At 70.9% G+C, this 12,865-nt stretch carries 9 protein-coding genes; all 9 read right to left on the bottom strand.

Going from position 1 to position 12,865, the window contains the following annotated elements; genetic code table 11:
* Position 1 precedes the first annotated feature (1 nt).
* A complete protein-coding gene (topA, locus tag ACIBJG_RS25400) occupies positions 2-2,869 on the bottom strand; it encodes a type I DNA topoisomerase (protein WP_399310679.1) in 2,868 nt (955 codons plus the stop codon).
* Between the two features lie 343 nt (positions 2,870-3,212).
* Positions 3,213-3,410, bottom strand: coding sequence for a hypothetical protein (locus ACIBJG_RS25395; protein WP_362554178.1), 198 nt, complete (start codon positions 3,408-3,410; stop codon positions 3,213-3,215).
* Between the two features lie 169 nt (positions 3,411-3,579).
* A complete protein-coding gene (locus tag ACIBJG_RS25390) occupies positions 3,580-4,419 on the bottom strand; it encodes an ABC transporter permease (protein ID WP_399310677.1) in 840 nt (279 codons plus the stop codon).
* Positions 4,420-4,481: 62 nt separating this feature from the next.
* Positions 4,482-5,273 carry an ABC transporter permease gene (locus ACIBJG_RS25385; protein ID WP_399310675.1) on the bottom strand — a complete coding sequence of 264 codons (792 nt, stop codon included), beginning with the start codon at positions 5,271-5,273 and terminating at the stop codon, positions 4,482-4,484.
* Entirely contained in the window at positions 5,270-6,718 is a 1,449-nt protein-coding gene (locus ACIBJG_RS25380) for an ATP-binding cassette domain-containing protein (RefSeq protein WP_399310674.1), read from the bottom strand. The genes ACIBJG_RS25385 and ACIBJG_RS25380 overlap by 4 nt, the downstream gene beginning before the upstream one ends.
* Before the next feature lie 108 nt (positions 6,719-6,826).
* Positions 6,827-7,834, bottom strand: coding sequence for a winged helix-turn-helix domain-containing protein (locus ACIBJG_RS25375; protein WP_399310672.1), 1,008 nt, complete (start codon positions 7,832-7,834; stop codon positions 6,827-6,829).
* On the bottom strand, positions 7,831-9,366 hold the full coding sequence (locus ACIBJG_RS25370; protein WP_399310808.1) for a methyltransferase: 1,536 nt from the start codon (positions 9,364-9,366) through the stop codon (positions 7,831-7,833). The genes ACIBJG_RS25375 and ACIBJG_RS25370 overlap by 4 nt, the downstream gene beginning before the upstream one ends.
* A 70-nt stretch (positions 9,367-9,436) precedes the next feature.
* On the bottom strand, positions 9,437-10,063 hold the full coding sequence (locus ACIBJG_RS25365; RefSeq protein ID WP_399310670.1) for a small secreted protein: 627 nt from the start codon (positions 10,061-10,063) through the stop codon (positions 9,437-9,439).
* A 280-nt stretch (positions 10,064-10,343) separates the two neighbouring features.
* Complete coding sequence (locus tag ACIBJG_RS25360; RefSeq protein ID WP_399310668.1) at positions 10,344-12,779, bottom strand: sodium-translocating pyrophosphatase; 2,436 nt, start codon at positions 12,777-12,779, stop codon at positions 10,344-10,346.
* Between the last annotated feature and the right edge of the window lie 86 nt (positions 12,780-12,865).

Here is a 12,865-nt window from a genome sequence, read left to right as displayed (position 1 = left end):
CTCAGTCCTCCGCAGACGCCGCGGAAGCCGCCTTCTTCGCCGGCGCCTTCTTTGCCGGAGCCTTCTTCGCCGCAGTCGTCGTCTTCTTGGCCGCAGTCGTCTTCTTCGCAGCCGTAGCCGTCTTCTTCGCCGCGGTCGCCTTCTTGGCCGGCGCCTTCTTTGCCGGAGCCTTCTTCGCCGTCTTCTTCTTCGCCGGCCCCTTGGCCCGCTTCTCGGCGAGCAGCTCGTAGCCGCGCTCCGGCGTGATGTCCTCGACGCTGTCGTCGGTCCGCAGCGTCGCGTTCGTCTCGCCGTCGGTGACGTACGCGCCGAAGCGCCCGTCCTTGACGACGACCGGAGCCCCGCTCACCGGGTCCGTGCCCAGTTCCTTAAGCGGCGGCTTGGCGGCGGCCCGCCCGCGCTGCTTGGGCTGGGCGTAGATGGCGAGCGCCTCATCGAGCGTGATGTCGAAGAGCTGGTCCTCGGAGGTGAGGGACCGCGAGTCCGTGCCCTTCTTCAGGTACGGGCCGTAGCGGCCGTTCTGCGCCGTGATCTCGACGCCCTCGGCGTCCTCGCCGACGACACGCGGCAGCGACATCAGCTTCAGCGCGTCGGCCAGCGTCACCGTGTCCAGCGACATCGACTTGAAGAGCGAAGCCGTCCGCGGCTTCACCGCGTTCTTGCCCGTCTTCGGGGTGCCCTCGGGCAGCACCTCGGTGACGTACGGGCCGTAACGCCCGTCCTTGGCGATGATCTGGTTCCCGCTCACCGGGTCCGCGCCGAGCTCGAAGTCGCCGCTCGGCTTGGCCAGCAGCTCCTCCGCGTACTCGACGGACAGCTCGTCGGGTGCCAGCTCCTCGGGGACGTCCGCGCGCTGGTGGCCCTCGGAGTCCTTCTCGCCGCGCTCGATGTACGGGCCGTACCGGCCCACCCGCAGCTTGATGTCGTTGCCGACGGGGAAGGAGGAGATCTCCCGCGCGTCGATCGCACCGAGGTCGGTGACGAGCTCCTTGAGCCCGCCGAGGTGGTCGCCGTCGCCGTTGCCCGCGTCGGAGGCCTTCCCGGCACCGGCCGCGTCGTCGCCCTCCTGCGCACCGAAGTAGAAGCGCTTCAGCCACGGCACGGACTGGGCCTCGCCCCGCGCGATGCGGTCGAGGTCGTCCTCCATGCGGGCCGTGAAGTCGTAGTCCACGAGCCGGCCGAAGTGCTTCTCCAGCAGGTTGACCACGGCGAAGGAGAGGAACGACGGTACGAGCGCCGTGCCCTTCTTGAACACGTAGCCGCGGTCGAGGATCGTCCCGATGATCGAGGCGTACGTCGACGGGCGGCCGATCTCGCGCTCTTCGAGCTCCTTGACCAGCGAGGCCTCGGTGTAGCGGGCCGGCGGCTTGGTGGCGTGCCCGTCGACCGTGACCTCGTCGGCCGTCAGCGCGTCGCCCTCGGCGACCTGCGGCAGCCGGCGCTCGCGGTCGTCGAGCTCGGCGTTCGGGTCGTCGGCGCCTTCGACGTACGCCTTCATGAAGCCGTGGAAGGTGATCGTCTTGCCGGACGCGGAGAACTCGGCGTCCCGGCCGTCGCTCGCCCGGCCGCCGATCTTGACGGTGACGGAGTTACCGACCGCGTCCTTCATCTGGGAGGCGACGGTCCGCTTCCAGATCAGCTCGTACAGCCGGAACTGGTCGCCGGTGAGGCCGGTCTCGGCAGGGGTGCGGAAGCGGTCCCCGGAGGGGCGGATCGCCTCGTGCGCCTCCTGCGCGTTCTTGACCTTGCCGGCGTACGTGCGGGGCTTGTCCGGCAGGTAGTTCGCCCCGTACAACTGCGTGACCTGGGCCCGGGCCGCGGTGATCGCGGTCTCCGAGAGGGTCGTGGAGTCGGTACGCATGTAGGTGATGAAGCCGTTCTCGTACAGCTTCTGCGCGACCTGCATGGTGGCTTTCGCCCCGAAGCCCAGCTTCCGGCTCGCCTCCTGCTGGAGGGTCGTCGTGCGGAAGGGCGCGTACGGGGAGCGGCGGTACGGCTTCGACTCGACGGACCGTACGGCGAACGTGGAGTCGGCGAGCGCGGCGGCCAGGGCGCGGGCGTTCGTCTCGTCGAGGTGCAGCGTCTGTGCGGACCCCTGCTTCAGCTGCCCGTCGGGGCCGAAGTCGCGGCCCTGGGCGATGCGGCGCCCGTCGACCGCGCTGAGGCGGGCGGTGAGCGTCGAGGGGTCGGAGGCATCACCGGAGCGGCCGGTGGCGAAGGTGCCGGTCAGGTCCCAGTACTCGGCGGAACGGAAGGCGATGCGTTCGCGCTCCCGCTCGACGACGAGGCGGGTGGCGACGGACTGGACGCGGCCCGCCGACAGCCGCGGCATGACCTTCTTCCACAGGACCGGCGAGACCTCGTAGCCGTAGAGACGGTCGAGGATGCGGCGGGTCTCCTGGGCGTCGACCATGCGCTGGTTGAGCTCGCGCGGGTTGGCGACGGCGGCCCGGATCGCGTCCTTGGTGATCTCGTGGAAGACCATCCGGTGGACCGGGACCTTGGGCTTGAGCACTTCCTGCAGGTGCCACGCGATGGCTTCGCCCTCGCGGTCCTCATCGGTGGCGAGGAAGAGTTCGTCGGACTCGGCCAGCAGCTGCTTGAGTTTCCTGACCTGGGCCTTCTTGTCGGCGTTGACGACGTAGATCGGCTGGAAGTCGTTCTCCACGTCGACGCCGAGACGGCGTACCTCGCCGGTGTACTCGTCCGGCACCTCGGCGGCGCCGTTCGGGAGGTCGCGGATGTGCCCGACGCTCGCCTCGACGACGTATCCGGGGCCGAGATAGCCCTTGATCGTCTTCGCCTTGGCAGGCGACTCGACGATGACGAGTCGGCGGCCGCCCTGTGCGGTCTCGCTGGTCGGGGACAACTTCGCTCTTCTCTCCGGTCGACGCTCGGTGGGCATCCGGGCAGCGCGATGGCGCTGCCGACGGTGCTGTCGCTGCGGAGTGTGACGGTACAACCCGCCCCCGTGTCAAACGGCAAAAGCCCGCAACGGCCACTCGAACGGTAACCCGACTTCCGCCATTCCTGCCGCCCGGCCCGCTCGGTCCGCCGTGTACGGGGCCCCTGCCTGCGGGTTTCGGCGGTGCTGTGGCCGCCCTGCGGGTGCCGGGGACGGGCCCGGCAGGATCCGGGCGAGAGGCCCCGGGGGCGGGCGGTCCCCGGGCGTGTTCCCCGGCCCGCCCGGGGCGGCCGGGGTCGGCGCGGGTTCAGATACGGGTGAGGCACCACACTCCGAGGACGAGGAAAAGTACGCCGAACACAGTGGCGAGTGCGGTGGAGACGACGGGGCTCACCCCGTGCGCCACCGGCGCACGGTGCAGCACACGCGCCCCCGTCCACAGCAGCAATGCGGCGCCGAACAGTGCGAACACCGTTCCGGCGAAGACAGCAGGTCCGCTCTCCATGCCCGTACGCCTCCCCGTTCCCCGGCGCGGCCCGGCACGGTCTGTCCGTACGGTGCCGCCCGGTTCCGGGGGAGACTCCCACCGCGGAACGTCGCAGACGCGAACTCCCGGTGAACAGCCCGGCCGTGGTGGTCACGTCACCGCGGAGATGCCGCGACCTTGGCCGGATTCACATCACGTCCAGCGTCGCGCGCCGCCTGCTGCCGCGTTCGAACACCGTCAGCAGTACGACGGCGAGCAGCACGTACCCCGCCCCTGTCGCGAGTTCCGCGGCGAGGGCCCTGCCGTCGAGTCCGGCGCCCGCCGACAACTCCCGCGCCGCGTCCGCCGCGTGGGTCATCGGCAGGACGTCCCCGACGGCCCGCATCCACCCCGGCAGGTTCTCCCGCGGCACGTTCGCGCCGGTCAGGAGCAGGAGCCCGGAACTGGCCACGTTCGAGATGAGGAAGACATCGCGGAACCGCAGCCCCAGCGCCCCCAGCGCCAGACCGAAGGCGGAGCACCCCGCCGCGGCGGCGAGCAGGACCGCGGCCAGTCCGGGCAGCGCCCCAACCGGAATCCGGAGCCCGAGCAGCAGGCAGGCCACAGCGAGGGTGAACACGCTGATGACCAGGCCGTTCAGTACATACGGCAGAGCGCGACCGAACCAGAGCGGAGCCCGGTTCCGAGGGCTCAGCAGCACGGCACCGAGCGTCCCGTACCGGCGTTCGTTGGCGATGGCCATCGTGCCGCCGTACACGCAGGCGGTCGACGCGGAGACGACGGCGTTGCCCAGCAGATAGAACCGGTCGTCGGCGACCTGGAGCTGGCGTCCCAGGAAGACGAAGAACAGCAGTTGCAGCAGCGGCCCGACCAGCAGGGTGCCGATGAACATGGGCAGCGTCGTCCAGTTGAAGAGGGCCCGGTAGGACAGGCCGCCACCGGTCACGACGAGCCGCAACACGGAAACGGTCCTCCGGTGCAGACCGCGGGCGGGTGTGAGGGCGGGTTCCACTGTGTGGACAGACATGTGGGGCAACTCCTGATGTCGGGCAGGGGAGCTCCGGCCGTGGAGGGTCCGGATGAGGGGTCTCAGGCGAGGGAGAGCGTGGCGGCGGCACGCGCACGGCGCTCGACCCGCCCCAGGAACAGGACGGCAACCACGGCGTACAGCGTGCCGAGGGCCAGGGCCACGGCCATCGGGACCAGCACCTCACCCGCTCCCGCCCCGCCCGAGGTCGCCGCGTGCACCGCCCGCGAGCCCCAGGTGGTGGGCAGCGCCCAGGAAACCGGACGCGTCCAGTCCGGCAGCACGGTGACGGGCACGAGCATCCCGGACAGCAGCCACACGGGGGCGTCCAGGGGGTTGGCGAGCGCGTTGGCGTTGCGCAGCAGCACGAACGTGGCGGCGAGCAGCAGCCCCATCATGCCGAGCGACAGAACACACACGGGGACCGCGACCAGGAAGAGCAGCGGGTGCGCGAAGTCGAGCGGCACGTCGAAGAGAACGGCGCCCCAGATCACCGTCGCCCCCATGGCGTACGTACCGATGACGGCGGTGGCCAGGGTGATCGGCAGCAGTACGAGGGAGAGCGGGGTGGGCGAGGCGACCAGGGTCTCCAGCGTGCCGAGCCAGCGCTGGTTCTGCACGGCTCCGCCCGATCCGAAGAGCACCGAGGACCAGATGCCCATCAGCCCGGCGCCGACGGCTGCCGTGAGCAGCCGGTCGGGGTCGTCGGCTGCACGGAAGAGATAGACGGCAAGGGTCGCGTACACCAGCGGGACGAGGACGGCGAAGGTGATTTCGATCGGTGAACGGCTCATGTACGAGACGTGGGTACGCACGCCGACGACGATCAGGCGCAGGGCCCGTGCGGGCGTCACGTGGCGGCCTCGTCGGCGGACCGGACCGTCGCGGCAGGCTGGACGGGGCCGGGGTCCTCAACGGGACCGGCGGCCGGAACGGACCCGGCGGCCCGAAGGTCGGCCGGAACGGACCCGGCGGACCGAAGGGATCCGTCGGCCTCAACGGGCTCAGCACCGTGACCCGAACCGCCGCCCTCGACCGGACCGCCGCGCTGGCCCGAACCGCCGCCCTCGACCGGACCGCCGCGCTGGCCCGGACCGCCGCCCTCGACCGGACCGCCGCCCTGGCCCGAACCGCCGCCCTCGACCGGACCGCCGCCCTGGCCCGAACCGCCGCCCTCGACCGGACCGCCGCCCTGGCCCGGACCGCCGCCCTGGCCCGGACCGCCGCCCTGGCCCGGACCGCCGCCCTCGACGGAGCAGCCGCCCTGCACGGGCCCGGCCGTCGTGGCGCGGACCGCGTCCACCACCCGGCTGTCCACCCGAGCGCCCGTCTCCGCCTCCTCGACGATCGCGATGTAGGCGTCCTCCAACGTGGGTTCGCGCGTGACGACCCGCCCGACCCGCACCCCGTCGAGCGCCGCCAGAACCTGCGCGTGCAGGTCCACGCCCCGTTCTGTCTGCACGATGACGGCCTGTCTGCTGCCCCGGTCCTCGGCGGCCACCCCGTGCACGCCCGTCAGGGCCCGGATGCGGTCGAGGTGTTCCTCGCCCGCCCCGTACGCCTCGATCTCCAGGATGCCGCGTTGCTGGACCCGGGACTTGAGGTGTTCCGGGGTGCCCAGCGCGCGGATCGTGCCGCCGGCGATGACCGCGATCCGGTCGCACAGCTCATCCGCCTCGGCCATGTAATGGGTGGTCAGCAGCACGGTGGTGCCGCCGGCTCGCAGGTCGGACACGGTGCGCCGCAGATCCCGCGCCGCCACCGGGTCGACGCCGATGGACGGCTCGTCGAGGAACAGGACATCGGGCCGGTGCAGCAGTCCGCGCGCGATGTGCAGCCGTTGCCGCATCCCGCGCGAGTACCCCTCGACCCGCTCCTTCTCCCGGCCGGTGAGGCCCACCAGGTCGAGCAGTCCGGCGATCCGCCGCTTCTGCTCGCGTGGTTCGACGGCGTACAGCTCGGCGAAGTAGCGCAGATTGTCGAGGGCGGAGAGCCGGTCGTACAGACCCCGGTCGCCGCCGAAGACGTAGCCGATCCTGCGGCGTACGGCGACGGGGTCGGACGCCACGTCGTGGCCCAGCACCCGGGCGGTGCCGGAGGTGGGCAGCAGCAGGGTGTTGAGCATCTTGATGGTGGTGGTCTTGCCGGCGCCGTTGGGGCCGAGCAGTCCGAAGAGCTCGCCCCGGGCCACCTCGAAGGTGACCCCACGCACGGCCTCGGTCTCGATGCGGTGCGGACGCAGGAAGCCGATCCGGCTGGTGTAGGTGCGGCGCAGGTTCTTCGCCTCGATGGCAAGCATGGCGGGGACGTTAGGTCCGGCCGTGCCGCCCCCGCCATCAATTCGGGGGCCGCCGAATCCTCCCGCGGGAGCCGGCATCCGCCCCGCCCGGATGCCGGCTCCCGCTTCTCAGGACACCGCGCGCAGCACGTCCTCCCCGGAGAGCAGCGCGAGCAGGGCCCGGCCGGTGCCCGTCAGCTGGTAGTACACGCTGCGGCCTATCCGGTGCCGGGTGACGACATCCGCCTCGGCGAGGACCGACAGGTGCTCCGAGACCGTGCTCGGCGCGAGCCCCAGCCGGTCGGCTATCCCGGCCGTGGTGAGCGGCCCGCCGAGTTGTCGCAGGACCGAGGCGCGGCCCCGGCCCAGCAGCAGCCCGAGCCGGTCGCCGCTCTCGGGGCGCTCCGCGGACCGTTCCCGCAGCGCGCCCGCGCCGCGGGCCTGGAAGGAGACCGTCAGGACCTCGGGGTCGTCCGTGGAGTAGAGCCGGCAGCCCTCCGCGAAGACGAGCGGGACGAGCAGCAGCCGGCGCTCACCCGCCCGGTATTCCGCGTCGATGTGCTTCGTCAGCTCAAGCACCGGCGGCGTCCACTTGGCGCGGCTCTCCAGGCCGGTGAACAACGCGTCGATGCCTTCGGTGGCGAAGGTCCGCGCCCTGATCAGGACCTCGTCCTCGACGAGCCGGCGCATGGTGGGCCAGTGGGCGGCCATCGCGCCTTCCCAGTACGCCGCGTACGCATCGGCGAGGGCCGAACAGGCCGCCTCGGGGTCCACCAGGTACGGGCGGATGCGAGGGTCGTCCTCAAGTCCCGGATAGTGCTCGGCGACCCCGGCCCGTACGACACCGGCCGGCGTGGCCCGGACCGTCTCCAGCTCCGCCTCGACCGACGTGGCCCCGACCGGGCGGGGCAGCAGGAAGTCCGGGAAGTCGTGCGGGCCGTCGATGAGCAGCCGCAGCGGCTCCGTCCGCGTGTCCTCCCGCAGCACCTCGCGGGCCCGCACCACCCACTCCTCGTAGGGCCGGGAGGGGGTGCGGTGGGGCATGGCCAGATGCAGGCTGCAGAACGCGTCCCACAGCGGGCTGATGGCGATCCGTGTCGCGCCGAGCGACGCCTGGTCCAGCTCGATACAGATCATCCGGCCATCCGGCCGGCCTGGGGCAGGGGCTCCAGGAAGCCCTCCTCGACCAGCAGTCGAATGGCCTGCGGGGTGCGGTCGCGCAGCAGCACCGGGTCCTCGTTCATCAACTGGGCGATGGCGTCCAGGATCCGCCCGGCGGGCAGCGATCCGTCGCACACACCGGCGAACCCTGCACCGACCGCATCGACCTTCGTCGCGCGTCGCATACCGCGGTTCTGACGCAGCACCACGTGCTCGGGGTCCTCGGCCCCCGGCAGCCCCACCTGTTCCTGCACGACCTCGGCGGCGAGGGTGAAGTGCGCGGCCAGCAGCGCGGCGTCGTCCTGCTCCCGCAGGTAGTCCTGGCGGGCGAAGTGCGCCTCGACGGCCGGTCCGAGCGGCTGCTCCACCGCGTGCGGCCACTCCTCGATCACGATCGAGGGTTCCCCGGCCGCGGCCGCGGCGGACTTCCGCAGCGTGATCCATCCGAAGCCGACCCCCTTCGTGCCGTGGGCCTCGAACTCGTCGAGCCAGGCGTCGTACCGCGCGGCGTACTGCGCGGGGTCCGTGCGGTGGTCGCCACTGTCGCGCAGCCACAGCTCCGCGTACTGCGTGATGTCCTGCACCTCGCGCTGCACGATCCAGGCGTCGCAGCCCTGCGGGACCCAGGACCGCAGCCTGTCCTGCCACTCCTCGTCCTCGGTGTGCTGCCAGTTGGCCAGGAAGTGGGCGTATCCCCCCTCGTTGAGCCGGTCGCCGGTCTGCTGCACCAGGGTCCGGCACAGGTCGTCGCCCGCCATGCCGCCGTCGCGGTAGGTCAGGCGGGCACCGGGCGAGATGACGAAGGGCGGGTTGGAGACGATGAGGTCGTACGTCTCGGTGCCGACGGGCTCGTACAGGGAACCCTCGCGCAGGTCGGCCTGGGCGGCGCCGGACAGGGCCAGGGTGAGCCGGGTGAAGTCGAGGGCACGTGGGTTGAGGTCGGTGGCGGTGACCCGGGTGGCGTGCTGCGAGGCGTGCAACGCCTGGATGCCGGAGCCCGTACCGACGTCCAGGGCGGAGGCGACGGGCCTGCGGACGGTGATCCCGGCGAGGGTGGTGGAGGCCCCGCCGATCCCGAGGACGACGCCCTCCTCGTGCGAACCGATCCCGCCCGCGCCGCCCACCGCGCAGCCCAGGTCGGAGACGATGAACCAGTCCTGGTCCTCCGGCCCGCTGTACGGCCGCACATCGACCGTCGCCCGCACCTCACCGTCCGCCTCCGTCAGCCATCCGTCGGCCACGCACTCCGCCAGCGGCAGCACGGCGGCCGCCCGCCCGGCGGGGACCGGGCGCTGAAGAAGGAAGAGGCGCACGAGCGTGTCGAGCGGTGCGTCGCCGCGGGTGGCCCGCAGCGCCGGGACCGTCTCGCTGCGGGCAAGCGCGGCATAGGCGGGTGCGCCAAGCAGGTCGAGGAGCCCGTCGGCGGTGAAGGCGGCGGCGAGGAGGGCTTCGCGGAGCCGGGTCGCGTGGTCTGCTGCGGGAAGGCTGGTCTTACTCACATGCCCCATTGTGAGGGCTGCCACTGACAACGGCAGCGGCCCGGCCGCCCGAAGGGGCGCCGGGCCGGTCGCGGGCCCGCTACGACTTCTTGCTGGGCGAGGCGGACGCCTCCTTGGACGGCGTCGCCTCCTTCGACGCGTCGGCCGAGGGCGCCGCCGAGGCGGTCGGCTTCTGGCAGCCCTTCTGCTTGGCCATCGCGGTGCCGACCTCGCCGGACTGGAGCTTCTTCAGCGCCTGGTCACCATTGGTGCTGATCTTGTTCAGCTCGTCCGCGATGCCCTTGAGGCCGTCGGCGAACTTCGCCTGGTCCTTGGTGTCCAGGTCGTCGACCTTCTTCTGCAGGTTCGCGTAGGCCACGGAGGAGGCGTTGAGCTCCTTCACGGCCTCCTTCTGCGTCGTCTCGCCGTCGTTGACCGGGGGCGGGCCCGCCGAGTCGACGGCCGTACCCAGCGCCTTGTACGCCTGGGAGATCTGCTGGAAGGCGGCCGAGTCGGTCTTCTGGACGTCGGCGGGCTTGCTGTTGTCGGCGGTCTGCTGCTGGATGGAGGCGTTGGCGTTCGCGATCTTCTGCAGCTGGGGCTGGACCTGGTCACAGACCTTCTTGGCCCAGTCGTTCACCTTGTTGCCGCTGTCGTCGCTGCAGCCCGACAGCGTAAGTACCAGTACCGCACCGCCGGACAGCGCGGCCGCAAGCTTCTTGTTCACCGGATTGGTCCCTTCCAAGGCTCTCGGCCCCGGAACTTACACGCCGAGCGCCCTCCATCCGGGTGCCGGTCGTCCGATGGGTGGCCTTTTGCAGCCATTTGCACCAAGGGAAATGAGGGAGATACAACTCACCCGCACGGCTCCCGAGCACGGGAACACCTGAACGATCACCCACTCGTGCGGATACGCGGGCGGGCGGACGCGGCATCAGGATGCCGAGCCCGCCCGCCTTCTGATCAGGCGTCGCCCAAGGGCCGCCACCTGCCGTGCCGGTTCCGGCTCACTGAGCGGCTGCCGGGTCGGCCGGCCTGGCAGCCCCCTCCCCGTCACCGCCGCCCGGACCGTCCTCGTCGCCCACCGCGATCCCCCGCCTCTTGGAGACGTAGACCGCCCCGACGATGACCGCGATGGCCAGCACCGCCACCACCGCACGCACCCCCGCGCTCGCGTCCTCGCCGTAGCTGAACTGCACCACCGCGGGTGCGATGAGCAGCGCCACCAGGTTCATCACCTTGAGCAACGGGTTGATCGCCGGCCCGGCCGTGTCCTTGAACGGATCGCCGACCGTGTCACCGATGACGGTCGCGGCATGGGCGTCGCTGCCCTTGCCGCCGTGATGACCGTCCTCGACGAGTTTCTTGGCGTTGTCCCACGCACCGCCGGAGTTGGCCAGGAAGACGGCCATCAGCGTCCCGGTGCCGATCGCGCCCGCGAGATACGAGCCGAGTGCGCCGACACCGAAGGTGAAGCCGACCGCGATCGGCGCCAGCACCGCCAGCAGACCGGGGGTGGCCAGCTCGCGCAGCGCGTCCTTGGTGCAGATGTCGACGACGCGCCCGTACTCCGGCTTCTCCGTGTAGTCCATGATCCCGGGGTGCTCACGGAACTGCCGCCGCACCTCGTAGACCACAGCGCCCGCGGACCGGGATACCGCGTTGATGGCCAGGCCGGAGAAGAGGAAGACCACCGCGGCACCGAAGATCAGGCCGACCAGGTTGTTGGGCTGGGAGATGTCCAGGCTCAGCCCCGTCTCGCCGGCGGAGGCACCGACGTCGTCGACGGCGGTGGCGATCGCGTCACGGTAGGAGCCGAAGAGCGCCGCTGCCGCCAGGACGGCCGTGGCGATGGCGATGCCCTTGGTGATGGCCTTGGTGGTGTTGCCCACCGCGTCCAGGTCGGTGAGGACCTGCGCGCCGGCGCCGGTGACGTCACCGGACATCTCGGCGATGCCCTGCGCGTTGTCGGAGACCGGGCCGAAGGTGTCCATGGCGACGATGACACCGACGGTGGTGAGCAGCCCCGTACCGGCCAGCGCCACCGCGAAGAGCGCCAGCATGATCGACGTACCGCCCAGCAGGAACGCCCCGTAGACGCCGAGCCCGATCAGCAGCGCGGTGTAGACGGCGGATTCCAGACCGATGGCGATACCGGCGAGCACGACAGTCGCCGGTCCGGTCAGCGAGGACTTGCCGATGTCCCTGACGGGACGCCGGCCGGTCTCGGTGAAGTAGCCGGTCAGCTGCTGGATCAGGGCCGCCAGCACGATGCCGATGGCGACGGCGACCAGCGCGAAGACCCGCGGATCCCCGCCGTGCGAGGTGATGGCCGCGTCCGTGACCCCGTCCAGTTCCGCGTACGAGGACGGCAGGTAGACGAAGACCGCGACCGCCACCAGCACGAGCGAGATGACGGCGGAGATGAAGAATCCGCGGTTGATGGCGGTCATTCCGCTGCGGTCGGTGCGTCGTGGCGCGACCGCGAAGATGCCGATCATGGCGGTGACCACACCGATCGCCGGCACGATCAGGGGGAAGGCGAGACCCGAGTCGCCGAAGGCGGCCTTGCCGAGGATCAGCGCAGCGACCAGCGTGACGGCGTACGACTCGAAGAGGTCGGCCGCCATCCCCGCGCAGTCCCCGACGTTGTCGCCCACGTTGTCGGCGATGGTCGCGGCATTGCGGGGGTCGTCCTCCGGGATGCCCTGTTCCACCTTGCCGACCAGGTCGGCACCGACGTCGGCGGCCTTGGTGAAGATGCCTCCGCCGACCCTCATGAACATCGCGATCAGCGCCGCACCGAGCCCGAAACCCTCCAGCACCTTCGGCGCGTCGGCGGCATAGACGAGCACCACGCAGGAGGCACCGAGGAGCCCGAGGCCGACGGTGATCATGCCGACCACGCCGCCCGTACGGAAAGCGATCTTCATTGCTTTGTGCGAAACCGCGGTGAGATCCTTTTCCGGTTCGCCTTCCGCGGGAGTCGCCTCACGCGCGGCGGCCGCCACCCGGACATTGCTCCGTACGGCCAGCCGCATGCCGATGTATCCGGTGGCTGCCGAGAAAAGCGCACCCACCAGGAAGAACACCGAACGGCCTGCACGCTGCGACCAGTTGTCGGCCGGAAGCAGCAGAAGCAGGAAGAAGACCACGACGGCGAATACGCCGACCGTACGCAACTGGCGGGCCAGATAGGCATTCGCGCCCTCCTGGACCGCCGCCGCGATCTCCTTCATGCGCTCGGTGCCCTCACCCGCCGCCAGCACCTGGCGTACCAGCAGCTGGGCGACGATCAATGCGGCGACGGCGACGACCGCGATGACGATCACGATGACGCGGTTGCCATCGGTGAGTACCGCGGCCGCGAGAGTGGTGGGTGGGTCGGAAAGTGCGGAAAACTGCGTCAGTTCTGCCAGTGGTGTGGTGCCGAACCCCGCCATACGTCCTCCTTGACGCTCAGCGCTCAAGACGTGGACGGATTGTAGGGAGCGGAACACGATCAAAACAGTGCGCGGTAAATGTAATT

It is taken from the genome of Streptomyces sp. NPDC050422 (assembly GCF_044458665.1).
Taxonomy (GTDB): Bacteria; Actinomycetota; Actinomycetes; order Streptomycetales; family Streptomycetaceae; genus Streptomyces.
This window is presented reverse-complemented; position numbering and strand designations above follow the sequence as displayed.